At 47.3% G+C, this 16099-nt stretch carries 16 protein-coding genes; 11 read left to right on the top strand and 5 right to left on the bottom strand.

The window, feature by feature from the left end; genetic code table 11:
• Positions 1–26 precede the first annotated feature (26 nt).
• Complete coding sequence (locus tag ACN08W_RS00890) at positions 27–1118, bottom strand: diacylglycerol/lipid kinase family protein (RefSeq protein ID WP_419108563.1); 1092 nt, start codon at positions 1116–1118, stop codon at positions 27–29.
• A gap of 71 nt (positions 1119–1189) precedes the next feature.
• On the opposite strand from ACN08W_RS00890, the gene serS reads away from it, so the two are divergent.
• The 4 genes from serS to ACN08W_RS00910 all read left to right on the top strand — a co-directional run bounded on the left by serS (position 1190) and on the right by ACN08W_RS00910 (position 5310).
• On the top strand, positions 1190–2494 hold the full coding sequence (serS, locus tag ACN08W_RS00895; RefSeq protein ID WP_419103166.1) for a serine--tRNA ligase: 1305 nt from the start codon (positions 1190–1192) through the stop codon (positions 2492–2494).
• 211 nt (positions 2495–2705) lie between these two features.
• Positions 2706–3644 carry a metal ABC transporter substrate-binding protein gene (locus ACN08W_RS00900; RefSeq protein ID WP_419103165.1) on the top strand — a complete coding sequence of 313 codons (939 nt, stop codon included), beginning with the start codon at positions 2706–2708 and terminating at the stop codon, positions 3642–3644.
• Between the two features lie 9 nt (positions 3645–3653).
• On the top strand, positions 3654–4382 hold the full coding sequence (locus tag ACN08W_RS00905; protein WP_419108564.1) for a metal ABC transporter ATP-binding protein: 729 nt from the start codon (positions 3654–3656) through the stop codon (positions 4380–4382).
• A gap of 46 nt (positions 4383–4428) precedes the next feature.
• Positions 4429–5310, top strand: coding sequence for a metal ABC transporter permease (locus ACN08W_RS00910; RefSeq protein ID WP_419108565.1), 882 nt, complete (start codon positions 4429–4431; stop codon positions 5308–5310).
• Here the strand turns inward: ACN08W_RS00910 and ACN08W_RS00915 are convergent.
• A complete protein-coding gene (locus tag ACN08W_RS00915) occupies positions 5261–5956 on the bottom strand; it encodes a metal-dependent transcriptional regulator (RefSeq protein WP_419108566.1) in 696 nt (231 codons plus the stop codon). The two genes, ACN08W_RS00910 and ACN08W_RS00915, sit on opposite strands and share 50 nt — an antisense overlap.
• Positions 5957–6085: 129 nt before the next feature.
• Between ACN08W_RS00915 and ACN08W_RS00920 the strand changes: the two genes are divergently transcribed.
• Both ACN08W_RS00920 and ACN08W_RS00925 read left to right on the top strand, forming a co-directional pair.
• Positions 6086–6937 (top strand): HAD family hydrolase, encoded by an 852-nt coding sequence (locus tag ACN08W_RS00920; RefSeq protein ID WP_419108567.1) that lies wholly within the window; start codon positions 6086–6088, stop codon positions 6935–6937.
• A 10-nt stretch (positions 6938–6947) separates the two neighbouring features.
• Positions 6948–7307, top strand: a complete 360-nt coding sequence (locus ACN08W_RS00925) for a thiol-disulfide oxidoreductase DCC family protein (RefSeq protein WP_419108568.1) — start codon at positions 6948–6950, stop codon at positions 7305–7307.
• Between the two features lie 5 nt (positions 7308–7312).
• Here the strand turns inward: ACN08W_RS00925 and ACN08W_RS00930 are convergent, their stop codons facing one another.
• Both ACN08W_RS00930 and ACN08W_RS00935 read right to left on the bottom strand, forming a co-directional pair.
• The gene (locus tag ACN08W_RS00930) at positions 7313–7936 is read right to left on the bottom strand and encodes a recombinase RecJ (RefSeq protein WP_419103159.1); all 624 of its coding nucleotides are present in this window, start codon (positions 7934–7936) and stop codon (positions 7313–7315) included.
• Between the two features lie 41 nt (positions 7937–7977).
• Positions 7978–8628 carry a hypothetical protein gene (locus ACN08W_RS00935; RefSeq protein WP_419108569.1) on the bottom strand — a complete coding sequence of 217 codons (651 nt, stop codon included), beginning with the start codon at positions 8626–8628 and terminating at the stop codon, positions 7978–7980.
• A 714-nt stretch (positions 8629–9342) separates the two neighbouring features.
• On the opposite strand from ACN08W_RS00935, the gene ACN08W_RS00940 reads away from it, so the two are divergent.
• Positions 9343–10488 carry a CAP domain-containing protein gene (locus tag ACN08W_RS00940; protein WP_419108570.1) on the top strand — a complete coding sequence of 382 codons (1146 nt, stop codon included), beginning with the start codon at positions 9343–9345 and terminating at the stop codon, positions 10486–10488.
• Between the two features lie 85 nt (positions 10489–10573).
• Here the strand turns inward: ACN08W_RS00940 and dacB are convergent, their stop codons facing one another.
• Positions 10574–11962 carry a D-alanyl-D-alanine carboxypeptidase/D-alanyl-D-alanine-endopeptidase gene (gene dacB / locus ACN08W_RS00945; protein ID WP_419106672.1) on the bottom strand — a complete coding sequence of 463 codons (1389 nt, stop codon included), beginning with the start codon at positions 11960–11962 and terminating at the stop codon, positions 10574–10576.
• A gap of 182 nt (positions 11963–12144) precedes the next feature.
• Between dacB and ACN08W_RS00950 the strand changes: the two genes are divergently transcribed.
• The 4 genes from ACN08W_RS00950 to hpt all read left to right on the top strand — a co-directional run bounded on the left by ACN08W_RS00950 (position 12145) and on the right by hpt (position 15883).
• On the top strand, positions 12145–12621 hold the full coding sequence (locus ACN08W_RS00950; protein WP_419108571.1) for an inorganic diphosphatase: 477 nt from the start codon (positions 12145–12147) through the stop codon (positions 12619–12621).
• Positions 12622–12903: 282 nt separating this feature from the next.
• Positions 12904–14022, top strand: a complete 1119-nt coding sequence (locus ACN08W_RS00955) for a zinc-dependent metalloprotease (RefSeq protein ID WP_419108572.1) — start codon at positions 12904–12906, stop codon at positions 14020–14022.
• Positions 14023–14025: 3 nt separating this feature from the next.
• The gene (tilS, locus tag ACN08W_RS00960) at positions 14026–15201 is read left to right on the top strand and encodes a tRNA lysidine(34) synthetase TilS (protein ID WP_419103154.1); all 1176 of its coding nucleotides are present in this window, start codon (positions 14026–14028) and stop codon (positions 15199–15201) included.
• A gap of 130 nt (positions 15202–15331) precedes the next feature.
• Positions 15332–15883, top strand: a complete 552-nt coding sequence (gene hpt / locus ACN08W_RS00965; protein WP_419103153.1) for a hypoxanthine phosphoribosyltransferase — start codon at positions 15332–15334, stop codon at positions 15881–15883.
• Positions 15884–16099 lie beyond the last annotated feature (216 nt).

Here is a 16099-nt window from a genome sequence, read left to right on the forward strand (position 1 = left end):
AGAATATACACCCCACCATTTAGCTCTTATTCTGATTCTTGAGGATAAAGCGAAATCTTCACCGCGCCCGGTAAGACCTCCGCCTGTAAACGAATTGCATGAGGAAGAGTGTCCCCATCAATCTCTACCGGCTGTTCTTCTCGAACGAACTTAATGTTTGCACTCTTGCCCACTACATGTTCAAGAACTCGTCGGCGCTTATCGAATATTTGAGGACCTAGAACAAATTGCACCCCTACAATAATCCACTCACTCAAATTGCGAGGAGCCAGAATAATAACTTCTAGCTGACCATCTTGAGCATTTGTCGTAGACGTAAGATTTACCCCACCTTGCACCTGACCACAGTTAGCAATAAGAACTGAACGGACTTTACGTCGTATAGGAGGTCGATCATCTACTGTAATTTTGACAGACTTGCGTGGTTTGAGAAGATTTTTTAAACCTGCCTGCAAATACGCAACCCACCCAAATCTAGTTTTTAGCTTTTCATCAGTGTCATGCATAATTTGGGCATCAAAACCTGCACCACCCATGATGATGTAGCGCCGTTCAGTGATGCTCTGATCTCGATGAGTCATTGTCATCTGAATCATGTCAACTCGTTCGGGAGTCCCATACAAAGCAGTATTAACTGACTCTGCAACATCTCCATAGGCTAAGTTAAGATTGCGTGCGAGAAGATTACCTGTCCCCATCGGCACAATACCTAACGTGGCCTCGCTGCCGGCTAGAGCTGAAGCAACCTCACGAACAGTGCCATCACCACCAATAGCTATAACGCGCTGTGCCCCATGCTCTAAAGCCTTTTGCGCAACGTGATAGCCGGGGTCTTCAACCGTTGTCTCATAAAATAATGCCTCTGGCCATTGCGCCTGAGCCAACTGTTCCTTGATGGTCTGGCAACTTAACTCTGCCTGAGGTTTCGTTGGATTAAAAATAACCGCAACCTTCTGAGGCTCTCCCGGTGACAGCATCACGTGTGATGGCTGGTATATAGGGAAAACGTCTCGCCCTCCGTGTCTGTTGAGCATATTAAACGCCCACGTAGCGGCGCTACATCCTGCACCTAAAGCGAGAGTGCTATAGATGACTATTTTCCGTGTGCTGATGTTCATGATAGTTAGCGTATCAACTATGGGGTGTGTGAATTTGAGCGAACCCGCAGTAATTGCGGTAAATTTATACCGTGATTGATATTAACCTTCTTCGTGAAAACCCAGACCTATTCCGTGAATCGCAGCGTAAACGTGGCGCTGATGAGTCTTTGGTAGACCAGATTCTTGAAGCTGATGCAACCCGCCGTTCTAGCATCACTGAATTTGAGAATCTGCGCGCTGAACAGAAAACATTCGGCAAGAAGGTCGCTCAGGCTCAAGGGGAGCAAAAACAGGCATTGCTTGCTGAGGTCAAAGAACTATCTGAACGTGTAGCCCAAGCAAAAACAGCTTCCGAAAAGGCACAAGCTCAGCAAGAAGAACTCCTCACTCGCATGGAAAACCTCGTTATTGACGGTGTTCCTGTTGGTGGAGAAGATGACTACGTTGTTCTCAAGACCGTTGGTGAACCTCGAAACTTTGAAGCAGAAGGTTTCTCTCCTCGTGACCATCTCGAGATTGGTGAACTAGTAGACGGTATTGACATGGTGCGTGGGGCTAAAGTCTCTGGCTCTCGTTTCTACTTCCTCAAAGGTCACGTTGCCCGTCTAGAGCAAGCCCTCTTGTTCATGGCTCTGGATCAAGCTGTTTCTGATGGGTTCACCATGATGACAACACCTACCCTCGTGCGTCCAGAAACAATGAATGGTACAGGTTTTAATGTCAAGCACGATGACGAAATTTACCGTTTAGAACGCGACGATTTATACCTCGTTGGCACTTCGGAAGTTGCCCTAGCAGGTTACCATGCTGACGAGATTATTGACTTCTCCCAGGGTGCAAAGAAATACCTCGGTTGGTCTTCTTGCTATCGCCGTGAAGCTGGTTCTGCCGGAAAAGACACTCGTGGAATTATTCGTGTGCACCAGTTCAATAAAGCTGAAATGTTTGTGTACTGCCCCGTAGAAGAGGCTGAAGATATGCACGCTCAGCTTCTGAAATGGGAAGAGCAGATGCTTCAAAAGTGCGAGCTGTCTTACCGTGTTATTGATACCGCCGCTGGAGACCTCGGATCTTCTGCTGCTCGTAAATTTGACTGCGAAGCATGGGTTCCTACCCAAGGTACCTACCGTGAGCTAACCTCAACATCAAACTGCACAACCTTCCAGGCTCGTCGCTTGAACATTCGTGAACGTCTTGCTGACACTGTTGATTCTTCTGGTAAAACGAAGAAGGGTGGCACTCGTGCGGTAGCTACGCTCAACGGAACGCTAGCAACAACTCGTTGGCTTGTCGCCATTCTAGAAACACATCAGCAGCAGGACGGTTCTGTCCGTATTCCTGAGGCCTTGCGCCCATATATGGGTGGGCTAGAGGTTATTCCTGTCGTTCAGTAGTGTTTGCTATTTTTATGGCTCATTAAAGAGGTAGTTCTTGGTTTTCAAGGGCTACCTCTTTTGTTGTATATGAGGTGTTATCGGGACACCCTCGAAAAATGTTCGTCTAGACGAACATTTAAGTTATACTCGTCAATACACACAGACTTCTAACTCTCAGATAACACAAGGCGTAGCCTTATCAAACCTCATGATGTGAAAGGTATTCATCGTGAAAAAATCACCTAAATTCCTAGCTCTGTGCACTTCAGCAGTCTTGCTCCTTAGTGCCTGCGGTGGTGCAGGCTCTCCCTCCGCAAAGAGCAGCGCAGAAGCATCAGCATCCAGCGGCAAACCACAGGTTCTTACCACCTTCACCGTTCTTCAAGACATCGCCCAAAACGTTGCTGGTGACCACCTAGAGGTCAAATCCATCACCAAACCTGGCGCAGAAATCCACGGCTACGAACCAACCCCCGGTGATATCGAAAAAGCAACCCAAGCAGATCTCATCCTCGACAACGGACTAAACCTCGAGACATGGTTCGAAAAATTTGTTCAAAACACCGATGCGCCCCACGTCAAAGTTAGTGAAGGCGTCCCAGAAATCAGCATTACCGAAGACGCTTATGCTGGTAAACCAAACCCTCACGCATGGATGAGCCCGCTCGTCGCCAAGAAATATGTCGATAATATCGCTGACGCATTCGTAAAACTCGACCCAGCACACGAGTCTGACTACCGCGCCAACGCCTCCGCTTACCAAGAAAAACTACAAAAAGTACATGACGACCTCGTCGCAAGTATCTCCACTATCCCCGAAGAACAACGAGCACTCGTCACCTGTGAAGGAGCTTTCTCCTACCTCACTAAAGACGCAGGACTTCAAGAAAAATACATCTGGGCAGTAAATTCTGACGCTCAAGCAACACCTTCACAAATCGAATCAGTTGTTGAATTCGTCAAAGACAAAAAAGTCCCTGCAGTATTCTGCGAATCCACCGTTTCTGACAACCCCATGCAACAGGTTGTTACCGAAACCGGAACACCTTTTGGTGGAACACTGTACGTAGACTCCCTCTCTGAAGAGGGTGGACCTGTTCCGACCTATCTAGACCTGATCACCTACGATGCACAGACCATCTCTAAAGCTCTAACTCAGGAAAAGTAAAAAAATATTATGAGCGCCATCAAAGTTACTGGGGTTTCTGCCCATTATGGTTCCGTCCACGCCCTCGACGACGTTAACTTTAGCGTCGAACCAGGACGTATTTGCGGTTTGATTGGGATGAATGGATCAGGAAAATCAACCCTTTTCAAAACCATGATGGGAGTACATCGTGACTGTACAGGTACTGTTACCCTTGACGGTCATAGCCCACAACAGGCGCGTTCAACTGGAGTCGTCAGTTATGTTCCTCAAAGCGAAGAAATAGATTTCACCTTTCCGGTATCTGTTCGTGATGTGGTTTCAATGGGAACATACTGGCGACTCGGAACAACTCGCCGCCTCGATACTCAAGCAAAACAGGCGGTTGCACGGGCATTAGAACGTGTAGAACTTACAGACCTCGCAGAACGCCAAATTGGTGAACTCTCGGGAGGTCAGCGGAAACGAGCTTTTGTTGCGCGTGCGATGGCGCAAGGAGCAAACATTTTCTTGCTTGACGAACCCTTTGCAGGGGTCGATAAGCGTTCTGAAAAGATGATTGTTAGTCTCCTCAATGAGTTAGCACAAGATGGGGCAACTATCCTCGTTTCTACCCACGACTTAAGCTCTTTGAGCCAGTTAGCAACCGAAGCAATTCTGTTGCGACGCACAGTGCTTGCTCATGCTGATGTCGAAACAGTTCTCCGCCCCGAAAACCTCATGAAGGTTTTTGGTACGGACGTTCTATCACCCCAGTAACTTTTCTTTTCCCCCTCATAAACCAGCCCGCATTAACCAACCAACAATGCGGACAGAAAGCGAAACTGTCATGCTTGATTTTCTTCTTTCCCCGCTTAGCCTAGGGCTGATGCAGCGCGCTTTTGCTGTAACTATCGTTGCAGCACTAGTCTGCTCAGTGCTTTCTTGTTGGTTGGTTCTTGTGGGTTGGTCTTTGATGGGGGACGCTATATCTCATGCTGTGCTACCTGGTGTTGTCTTTGCCTATATTCTTCAAATTCCTTTTGCGATTGGTGCACTTGTCACAGCATTAGTGGCGGTGATGCTCATCGGGGCTGTCGGTTCTCATCGAAAGATTCGTCAAGACTCTGCCATGGGTATTGTCTTCACGACACTCTTCGCTTTAGGTATTGTGATGGTTTCTGTAACACCTTCACACATTGACCTGAACGAAATCATCTACGGTAACGTTCTTGGTGTTAGTGTCGCTGCCCTTACTCAGGTGTGTGTGCTAGCTGCTCTTGTCACAGGCGTTTTACTCTACAAACGTAAAGATCTTACTCTCTACGCTTTTGATCCTTCATACGCTGCCGCTATTGGTCTATCTACTCGCTTGTTATCGGGTATTTTGTTGTTTTCGCTGGCGTTAACATCTGTTGTTGCGTTGCAAGTTGTTGGTGTTATTTTGGTGGTTGCAATGCTGATTATTCCAGGTTCTACCGCACGTCTTTTGACAAATAAATTCACAACAATGCTGTGCTACTCAGTGACTTTTGCATTAGTCGGCTCTATTAGCGGACTATACATTAGTTACTATGTTGATATTTCTCCTGGTGGGGCAGTGGTGCTTACTCAAGGAGTCATGTTTGCGGCAGTCTTCATCTCAGAGCGTATCTACACTAAGATTCGCACTCAATCACAAAAATCTTCTTCCCTTGCTCAGAGTTAAGTTCAATACTTTTTGCTGAACCTTCATGGCGAACTTGTATATCTTCTAGGTTCCTGCTGCCACGTACAAGAATAGTCTTTCCTGGAACGAGTTGGTGTTGAATAAAAAAGCTGAGAATCTTGGCATCTTTATCACTAACACGTTCTATTCTGAGGCGCTGTGGATCTTGGCAGCAATGTTCTAGAAGATAGTCTGTGAGGGTGCTCTGTTCTGGGTTATCTACCGTACCGTCTTCGGCAGGGATAGGATCTCCGTGAGGGTCGCGAGTGGGATGTCCTAATAACGCATCAATACGTTCAATCATGATATCTGAGACAGCATGTTCTAACACCTCTGCTTCATCATGAACTTTGTCAATAGGGTAGTTGAGAACCTGCACAAGAAACGTCTCTAAAAGGCGGTGTCGACGAACCATCGACACCGCATATTTTTTCCCTAGCTCTGTTAGCTCAATTGGAGCATATGGGCGATACGAAATGAGACCAGCATTCGCCAACCTTCTGAGCGCGTCAGAAACACTCGAAGGCCGATTACCTGTTTTTTGTGCAAGTAATGTTGTCGTTGCGACGTGCTGAGACCACTCCGATATTCCCCAGATTTCTTTAAGATAGTTTTGGGTGCTTTCAGATAAATCAGAAAGAGACATAGGAATATACTAACAGGAGAGAATACTCGCTAATACTCCAGTATGATGGGTAGCCTATTGAGCGGGTAGAGTCTTTGAACGACCGCTATTTTTACCTTGAACCCACCATAAGAAAAGACACCTGAAACTATGATGGAAAACCTACGAGTCCACCCGCCTGTCTCAAGTAGCTGGGTTCTTGAACCGAATACCCGCTACTTGATTGCCATAGATATTGACGGGACTCTGGTGCATCACGACGGGACCTTAAGCGAGGCCGTTAAAAAAGCTGTTCAAGATGTTATCTCAGCTGGTCATGCCGTAATTATCGCGACGGGGCGTTCTCGTCAAGCAGCACTTCCCATTGCACAACAGCTTGGTATCGCCGAAGGATATATGGTGGCCTCTAACGGTGCGGTTACGCTCGAGCTCTCTGACAAAAATGGCGGCTACCACGTCATTGATAGTGTGGCATTTAACCCACAGCGCGCATTGAGCTTATTACAGGAGAAACTTCCTTATGCTCAGATGGCGTTGGAGACCATCTCTGGCGATATTTATGCAACAGACGATTTTGAAGACGGATCTTTTGGCGCATCATCGATTCCTGTAACAAAAACAGATCTTCTCGAACATCGTGAAGCCACCCGTGTTGTCGTTTTTGCTGAGGATGTTGATCCTCAAACCTTCAAAAAAGCTATTTATGCTGCAGGTCTTCATGGAGTAAACTATGCCGTCGGCTGGACCGCATGGTTAGATATCGCTGCACACGGTGTGTCAAAAGCATCCTCTCTAGAGCAGCTACGACGCACCCTCGGCATAGACCCCGCGCATACGATTGCTATTGGGGACGGGCACAACGATAAAGAGATGTTACATTGGGCAGCTCGTGGAGTTGCCATGGGACAAGCCCCTGAGGAAGTGATTGCTGTTGCTGATGAGGTCACTACTAGTGTCTATGATGATGGCGTAGCACGTACTTTAGCGACGCTTCTTTCTTAGGCGATACTGTATGAAACTCTATTATGACCCTGACTGTGGTATTTGCACTCAAGCAGGCCATTGGCTTGCTCAGCAAGAGGTACGTGCTGACATTCTTCCGGCCTGGAGCGATGAGGAGTTTTCTTCGAAGGTTGACCCTCAACGTTTTTCTCGAGCTATTCCACTTGTAACAGATAACGGACATACGACCTATGGTGTGATTGCCGTGGGACTTGTTCTGAAGACGAGCCAACGTCGTTCTTTACAACTTCTAGGACGGTATTTTCTGTCTCCTATAGGACGTTTACCTGCTGAAAAAGTGTACGCTCTCATCGCAGAGAATCGCTGGCGTCTTCCCGGATCTACCTGTTCTTTGCCACGACGTTCGTAAGAGTTCTAATGCTTTGGCGTCAGCCGATGGATAGAGCTGAGGAGCTCTTGAAGTACTGGTAACGCTGCTTCCTGTTCATGCCATTGTGCTCTAACTAGTGTTTTACTGACTGCTTGTGAACTGATACCGAGCGCCTGCGCTACTGCCTTTTGCTGCCCTCGCACACCTGGGATGAGTAAGGATATGACGCGGTTTTCGGCTTCTGAGCGTTCTGAGCAGACTCGATAGAGCAATCGTGCAATACCTGTGGCATGTTGTGAAAGTTTTTGGTCGTTACCAAGTACCACAACGCATTTTGAGGGTGCTCCGGTGGGTGCTTGTTCTACGGCAAGACGTGAGTAGCTGATAGCGTCTCCGGAACATTCTGGTGTGCCGATAGCGCCGAGAGCCATCGCAAATCGTGGGACGCGTAGCCCTCCCACCCCAATACCAATCCAGTACCCGTTGTAGAGGGACCCGAGTAGGAACGCTCGTGTTGCATGTTCTGGGTGATCGAACGCGCCTTGTACTTCGTCGGGGTAGGTTTTGGTGAATGGGACGAACGGTTCTAGAGCGTTGAGTTTTTCGCAGAGCTCTTCGAGGGGAAGAGCTTTTGCGCCTTTGCGGCGAATAAAGGTCAAAACATACACGAGTTAAGTATGCCAGTCTTTGCGCTTAAAAGAGGCGTAGCTTACTCCCAGAAAAAGGAGTCGTAGTGTTTTCCTTGGAGGGTGAGTTCGTCTTCGAGGATATGTCTACAGGTAATGGGTAGTGCTATGCACTGGTATTGTGCGTCATCGCCGAGATAGCCTGTGGCGTATTCGAAATGTTCTCTTATGGGTGCGATGTCTTTGCATAGTTGCAGTATGTGTTGGAGCGTTTTTGCTGAACTGAAAATCCAGAATGAGTTTTCGTCTGTGAGTTGGAAGAGGGCGAGTTGGTGGTTTGGCAGTGTGGGTCCTTTCAGATGTATCCAGCCTCCGAGGGCCCCCGGCCCGTCAGGTGGACAGATGGGGTCATATTCCCATGATGGTGCGTTGTTGAGCCATGGGGGCGTGGTGGGGTAGTAGAGGGTTCCCTCTGGATGTGTGGGCCAATGGGTTTGCAGAAGGAGCCCTTCTGTGATTGTCTCCCAGAAATTTTGGCTGGTCAGGGGTGTGGCGAGTGAGGTGATGAGTTCTTCTGATGCGTGTTGCCCCCAGTATGTTGTTGTGGTGGGTGTTTGGGTGGAGTGTATGAGTTCTTTAATGGTTGCTAGCTGTGCTGATTTTCCAAGGATTATGGTGAGGTTTTCTTGGTGAAATAGGTATGGGGTGTGTTCTTGGAACTCTTCTGAACTCATGGTGTCTTTCGTGCTATGAGGGTGCCTGTTCGTGGACGAGCTTGTGGTCTTGTTGTACTGATTTTAGCGGTCGTGGTTTGTGCTGTGGGGGTAGTGCCAAAACCTGTGTATTCGTCAGTGGGTGCAGGGAATTGTGTCGTTGCGTGGCAAAAATATTGTTGTTTTAAAGGTCGGTAAATGGGCGGTAAATACTTAGGTAACAACGTCTTGTGGGAATGAGCTTGTCAGGTCAAAGTCAAATTTTTAGGTGAGATATTAATAAAATACATATTTTTCATTTAATTGCTTTTATGTCGATTAAGAATGCAATGGTACGGATGAATATATCTAATGTTCGAATAAATAATCGAATATATCTCATATTCTGAATTGATTTTCGAAAAGCTGTGAATAGCGGTGAACGAAACGCCAAGAAAGCGCATCTAATTATCGAACAAAACCTGTGAATTTCTCTCAAATGTGCCCCTCGTTAGCCATAATGGCAAACTAAGCCATCTGTGTATTTGTGCAAGAAAACGCATATATAGCACAGATTTTTAATTGAAATATAGAGACGCTAAGCAGTGTTCGAATCCTGTGAATTATCGAAAATATGGACACAAAAATCACAAAAAACCATAAAATATCCATAGAATTTGATAACGATTCTATAAAGTTGTGTACGCACATTGTCCGTTATTACAGCATTCCAAAAGATCGCCATCGGAGAAAGACATGTCAAATACAGAACTCAGTTCTCTCAAGAGTCTTCTTCCTAACCGACGCCAGGTAGGAAAAATTGCTCTTGCGGGACTCGGCGCAACAGCGCTAGGTAGCACCGCTGCCCAAGCCGCTTATAGCGATATTCGACGAGTAAGCACCGCATACCGAAATGCAGATGCGCAGCGCTTACTCAACCTCATCAACCAATATCGCGCACAATACGGGCTCCAACCCCTGCAACATTCAGCAACCGTTGCATCCGTGATGGACATAGAAGCTCGGCGCCAATTTATTCAGGGCTACTTCTCGCATGGCACCCAATTCATGTACAACCCCAAAGTGCGCGGATACAGCTTTGTGCGCGAAGTCATCGCACTATCCTACAACGGGGATATCAGCCAACTTCTAGCATTCTGGAAGAGCTCACCGCCGCACCGCGCCGCAATTCTTGCTCCACAAGCAAACACCTGCGGAATCGGACTATGCTACGGTAACGGACGCGGACTCCCTTGGCGAGTCCTCGGAAACGTCGGAATCTACCGCTACGAACGTGGACGTGGACCATCAGACATTCAACCCACTATCGCTGGCGGAAGCCGTATCGCAACACAATCCACACAGCCAACCTACGCCATCAAAGGCGGAATCGGTGCAAGCTACCATAACGGCGGCGGCGAAGCTCGATTCGGCGTCCCCATCATGAACGAAAAAGGTGGACTCGTCGAAGGGGGCATTTACCAGAACTACAGTAAAAACGGCAACATCTCCCAATTCCTTTGGACCGCAGACACCGGCGCGTACCCAGTGCACTTTGAAGGTGATATTGGTCGGTACTGGGCACGACACGGTGAAGAAAACGTCCTAGGATACCCCCTCATGTACGAAACAGGCGGGCTCATCGGTGGTGGCGCATACCAGCGATTCAAACGAGGAAATCGCGTCACCAAAATTATGTGGCACCCACGCTACGGCGCGCACCCCATCCTCGAATACGGTGCAATCTCCGCAGAATGGAGCCGCAATGACTACGAACGCGGATACGGATACCCCGTCACCGGAGAATATCGCCACGGTATTGAAGTGCACCAGCGTTTCAGCAAAGGCTACACCATCGCCTGGCATTCACGCACAGGACGTGTACGCGCCTTCAAAAGCTAAGACACGGTACAAAACTTCATCCATATAAAGCTTTGGGTGTGAACCAATATTGGTTCACACCCAAAGCTTGACGTGTTTAACGCACCTAACGCTGGACTAAAACAGCTACCGCACGATCCAACGTTTCTTTAGCCCCACCAATATCGTTGATGTCATTAGTGATAAACGAATACACCAAAGTTTTATCGGAAGCAGAACGTGCATAACCCGATAAAGAAATCACAGAATATAAAGTTCCAGTCTTCGCACGCGCATATCCCTGTGCCTGCCTTGTATCAGCAGCACCAAAACGTGAAGCTAACGTACCCGAACCACCAGCAACCGGAAAACCGTCTAACGCCAATGTCGTGTGAGAAGACGAGTCAGCAATAGCTTCAAGTACCTGAACAATCATCTTATTGGTGACTTTGTTATCACCCGAAAGACCACAAATATCTACCGGATGAAACCCCGTCGTATCAATACCATTTTGTTCTAAGGTCTCTTGAATTGAGGTACGTGCTTGCTCAAAAGAGCCTTCACGACCTAAAGAAACCGCAAGATTACGTCCTAAAGTCTCTGCCAACATGTTATCTGAATGTTGCATCATATACGCTGCCTGCTCAGCAACCGTTGCCGAACTCACCTGAGCAAGAACCTCTGAATGTTCTGGTGCGTTTGTTTCCTCCCCCATAGAGAAACTTAGATTTTTCTGCGCACCTAACTCGTTGAGTAAAGACACAAAATAACGGTGTACTTCCTGTCCTGCTTGTGCCGGTCGGGAACGAGAAGCCTTCCCCTGAGCATCAGGAGAATAATGAGAGTAGAACGCAATAGGGCTGACTGCAGAGACCTCCCCAGCATCAATATCTCCTTGCGCCCACGCCGGATTAACCGAAGGCCCCTGATAGATAGACGTATCAAGATTGACACGATAATGAGAAGACCCCTGTGATAGCCCCTGAATTACTTTCTGAGCAAGCGTCCTTAAACCTGCATGACCTACAACATCGTCAGGGCGCGATAAACCAGTTCCTAAAAGAGTGTCTCCGCCCGCTACAAGAGTCAATACATGGTCTTGACGACGAACACTTGTTTCATAACGTGCGGTCGGATCAACCCGCTGAAGAAGAGCATAATCGACAAGAATTTTCAGGTTAGATGCTGGAACCCTCTGCTGTTCAGCACCACGCTGATAGAGCACTTCACCCGAATCTTTATCAATCACTAATCCCGTCACATTACCGTCAGGTAAAGAGTCTAAAATCTGGTCAAGAGTTTGCGTAAGAGTCGCTGTTTGAGAGCTTACTGAAGAATGAACAGCAGAAGGAATCTGAACAGGCTGAGGGCTAACATACGAAGACGTTGCACCATCAGCTAAAGTATGGGCTGACTGTACGTGAGGAATTGCCCACGCCCCAACACTTAGCGTTGCAACACCTAAAACGCTAGGTAATATCCATTGACGTTTCTTTGATGTCTCTGACGAAGACATAGATTCCTCACCATTCATATATTCTCCCAACACTATTCACCAGCAAAAGTCACGAACGTTAGACTATAAGAGAATAGCCGTAAAAACTCAGGTATATCTCATGTCTAGGTTAGACTGTACACCGATATGCTAAACGTACCTGCAACAGGTACGCCCCAACTCACAACATATAAGGAGACCTCATGGAACTTGACGTCACCCTCGAAATCAATCGCGGTTCACGCGTAAAGTACGAAATCGATCACGAAACCGGACGTCTACGCCTTGACCGTGTTCTATTCACCTCAATGCAGTACCCCACCGCATACGGATACTTTGATAACACCCTTGGTGAAGACGGCGACCCACTGGACGCAATGGTCATCCTCGACGTTGACGTTGTCCCCGGAGTTGTTGTTGAAGCTCGCCCTATCGCAGTCTTCAATATGACTGACGAAGCTGGCGGAGATGCAAAAGTTCTCTGCGTTCCTGCCGATAAACGCTATGACCACATCCAAGAACTTGAAGACGTTTCTGAACAGCTCAAAGCAGAAATTCAGCACTTCTTCGAACGCTACAAAGACCTCGAATCCGGTAAATGGGTTAAAGGTGAAGGCTGGGAAGGCCGCGAAGCTGCAGAAAAAATGGTTCAGGAAGCTATCGACCGCCACAACGCATAAATTCATGCGTTAGAGGTTAAGCACTTCTAACCAAAACCTATAAGGTGTCATGGGCAAGAACATGTATCTTGTCCATGACACCTCTTTATTTATAGACGATATAAAACGAGTAAAACTTTTCTAAGGTTCGCCTCTGTTGCCAGAGATAAGCCGCCTTATGGAAAGAACTACAGCAAGCAGATACCTTGAACAATCAACATCTTTCTGAAACGTGCAACGTGTGTTGAGTGAAGAACTAAAGGATAAGAAAGATGAGAAAACTGTGGTATAGAGTAAAGAACAATGACTCAAAAAAATACTCTTTCTCACCTTGTAGCTTGGGATACAGCAGCCCAAGTTGCTGCTCAGCTTGTACCTGCTGGACCTCAAAAAACAGTTCAAGAGATGACTCGTGCTGTAGAAAGTATCCGTTATGCGGCTTTAATGTCAGTGGAGCACGTACACCGTATCACTCAACTTGAGGTAGCTCACCAGCTCACAGACTCACAAGTTCTCGTTGTAGACCGCCCCACATGGTCTAAAGCAAACACACAAGCATTCTCAACCATGCTTAACACCGAACCGTCTTCACGTCTAGCACAGAAGATGAAGAAACTAACAAAAACCCAAAAAACATTAGTCAGCTATGCAACAGCAACTGAAGTTGGTGCCGTGCTCGCTTATCTTTCCACACGAGTACTAGGACAATACGAACCATACGCTGCCCGCGCCGGGTACGGGGCATCGGGTGGACGGCTCATGCTCGTAGCCCCCAATATCCTTGCACTAGAGGAAGAACTTCACCTCGATCCCGAAGATTTTAGACTATGGGTCTGTTTGCACGAACAAACACACCGTGTGCAGTTTGCCGCTGCGCCGTGGCTTGATGAGTATATCCTTCAACTCGTGCACCGCCTATCTTCAGATTTAGGGTCGAACACTGAAGAGCTCTTTGGTCATGTTATCCATACAGCGAAAACTTCCTTGGGTCACTCTACTTCTTCTCAATCAGAGGCAAATTCTTTGGCTCTTAACGATTCTGCCCATAAGACGCTTTCTGAGGTAACTGCTGTGATGAGTCTTCTTGAAGGTCACGCTAACGTTGTCATGGACTCTATTGACGCATCAGTAGTTCCTAGTATCAAAACTATTCGCCAACGGTTTAACCGTCGCAGCCAAACACACACCTTCTTCCACAAAATAGTGCAAAAACTCTTTGGCATGGAACGAAAACTTCAACAATATAAAGACGGACAAAAATTCGTTCAATACATTGTGGACGCTCAGGGTATGGAGCGTTTCAATATGATGTGGGAACGCCCTGAGAATCTTCCTACTGAACAAGAAATACATCACCCCCAGCAGTGGATTGATAGGGTGTTAGCGTCAACGGAACGCGTCATCCCTTGGGCAGGAGAATAACTCATGCAAAACGGACGACGAGGACGTTTACATCCGGCAGTAGGACGCGCACGCACCCTTCTTGAACAAAACATCAATCATTTTTTGGGACAAACACTTATTCACGCTTCAGGTAAAGCGCGTCCACAAGAGAATCCTCCACTTTTTTTGGTGGGTTGTTCTGGTGGCCCTGATTCTTTGGCGTTAGCGTCATTGGCAGCCCACTTTGTACGTCGTGGTGAGATACGTATCGGTGCAATAATTGTTGATCATCAGCTTCAAACAGGCTCTGACGAAGTCGCTGCACAGGCTGCACAAACATGCCGTGATATGGGATTGTCTCCGGTGCTTGTACGTTCTGTTACTGTTGACGCTGACCATGAGGGACCTGAAATGGCGGCACGTATTGCGCGATATGCGGCGTTTGAAGATGCCGTTAAAGAAACTGGTGCACAAGGAATTATGCTTGCACATACGTTAGACGATCAGGCAGAGACAGTGCTTCTTGGTTTAGCGCGAGGGTCGGGTACAAAATCTTTAGGCGGGATGAGTCCGGTGCGTGTTCACCATGGTGTGAATTATCTCCGTCCTCTGCTGAATTTACGTCGGTATGAGGTCGAACAAATTTGTGTTGCTGAGTGTTTAGACCCGTGGTATGACCCTACGAACCTCGACCAGAGCCTTATGAGAGCGAAGGTCCGTCATAGTATTCTTCCTTTTTTGGAAGAGCATTTAGGTGGTTCTGTTGCTCTCTCATTGGCCCGTACTGCTGCTATTAGTGGCCCTGACGCACAGTATCTTGAAGAAGAAGCTGAGAGAGTTTTTGCTCGGGTACAGCTTGAACTCTCGGCGGTAGGTGGAGTTGAATCTTTGAACCTTCCTACTGAGACTAATATGCAGGGTGTCGTAGTGATTAACCGTTATGCGTTGAGTCAAGAACATCCAGCGTTACAGCATCGAGTATTATCTTTGGCTGTTCGTTCTTTGGGCGGAGAAAATCCAAGTTTTGAACGTTTACAAGCATTAGGAGAACTCTTGTGCGGTCACACTATTGCTGGCCCTATACAGCTGGCAGGTAAGGTGAGTGCTTACCGTCGCCGTCCACCTGCGAAAGTTACAGTGGAACTTCGTTCATCTGCAGAGAAAAAAGAGATTCTTTTGAAAGAAACTGGGGTTATTGTTTTACTCACCACCGTGTAAGCTCCATACTTAAAGAACGAATACCGAGAAAAACATGTTTAGGTGCCGGTTTGCTTTAGCGCAGCTATCTGCTAGACGGTACACTAATTTTCTACAGCCCCCATATCAATCACAAAGGATTAGAGGAATCGTGAAGGCAGAAGACGTACAGGACGATATCAAACACGTTCTTTTCACCAAAGAAGATATTGACGCAAAGATTAAAGAACTCGCTGCACAGATTGATAAAGATTACGCAGGTAAAGAAGTTCTTCTGGTAGGTGTTCTCAAAGGTGCAATTATGGTGGTTGCAGACCTCTCACGAGCATTGAGCACCCATTACACCATGGACTGGATGGCTGTTTCTTCTTATGGTTCTGGAACAAAGTCTTCTGGTGTTGTTCGTATTCTCAAAGACCTTGACACCGACTTGACTGGACGTGATGTTCTGATTGTCGAAGACATTATTGATTCTGGGCTTACTCTTGCGTGGCTTCAACAGAATCTCATTTCTCGTGGTGCAAACTCCGTTGAAATCTGTGCTCTTCTGCGTAAACCAACATGCGTTAAAACTGATGTTCAGTGCAAATATGTTGGTTGGGATATCGACCCTGAATTTGTGATTGGTTACGGTTTAGACTTTGCAGAACGCTACCGTAACTTGGACTGTATTGCGACTTTAGCTCCGCACGTCTATTCCTAAATACACCTAAGATTCTCCTCTTGTACGGTGCGAACGAGGTAAAAATAGTACGCTCGCTCGCACCGTAAAATTTTAGCCTTGAGGGGAACGCACCTGACTGAACGGGAACTTAACAGGTTTCACCTGTACATTAATGTGCAGAATAACCTCTGCCCCTATAGTGGTTGCCTCGTGCTTCTACTAGACGGGTAGTCACCCATATTTGGAGGATTACCG

Source organism: Rothia sp. CCM 9419, from assembly GCF_048512815.1.
Classification (GTDB): Bacteria; Actinomycetota; Actinomycetes; order Actinomycetales; family Micrococcaceae; genus Rothia.

Excerpts from the sequence above, each read along its gene's own strand:
- ACN08W_RS00890 (WP_419108563.1), bottom strand. The coding sequence starts at position 1,118 with ATGAACATCAGCACACGGAAAATAGTCATCTATAGCACTCTCGCTTTA.
- ACN08W_RS00905 (WP_419108564.1), top strand. The coding sequence starts at position 3,654 with ATGAGCGCCATCAAAGTTACTGGGGTTTCTGCCCATTATGGTTCCGTC.
- ACN08W_RS00910 (WP_419108565.1), top strand. The coding sequence starts at position 4,429 with ATGCGGACAGAAAGCGAAACTGTCATGCTTGATTTTCTTCTTTCCCCG.
- ACN08W_RS00915 (WP_419108566.1), bottom strand. The coding sequence starts at position 5,956 with ATGTCTCTTTCTGATTTATCTGAAAGCACCCAAAACTATCTTAAAGAA.
- ACN08W_RS00920 (WP_419108567.1), top strand. The coding sequence starts at position 6,086 with ATGATGGAAAACCTACGAGTCCACCCGCCTGTCTCAAGTAGCTGGGTT.
- ACN08W_RS00925 (WP_419108568.1), top strand. The coding sequence starts at position 6,948 with ATGAAACTCTATTATGACCCTGACTGTGGTATTTGCACTCAAGCAGGC.
- ACN08W_RS00935 (WP_419108569.1), bottom strand. The coding sequence starts at position 8,628 with ATGAGTTCAGAAGAGTTCCAAGAACACACCCCATACCTATTTCACCAA.
- ACN08W_RS00940 (WP_419108570.1), top strand. The coding sequence starts at position 9,343 with ATGTCAAATACAGAACTCAGTTCTCTCAAGAGTCTTCTTCCTAACCGA.
- dacB (WP_419106672.1), bottom strand. The coding sequence starts at position 11,962 with ATGTCTTCGTCAGAGACATCAAAGAAACGTCAATGGATATTACCTAGC.
- ACN08W_RS00950 (WP_419108571.1), top strand. The coding sequence starts at position 12,145 with ATGGAACTTGACGTCACCCTCGAAATCAATCGCGGTTCACGCGTAAAG.
- ACN08W_RS00955 (WP_419108572.1), top strand. The coding sequence starts at position 12,904 with ATGACTCAAAAAAATACTCTTTCTCACCTTGTAGCTTGGGATACAGCA.
- tilS (WP_419103154.1), top strand. The coding sequence starts at position 14,026 with ATGCAAAACGGACGACGAGGACGTTTACATCCGGCAGTAGGACGCGCA.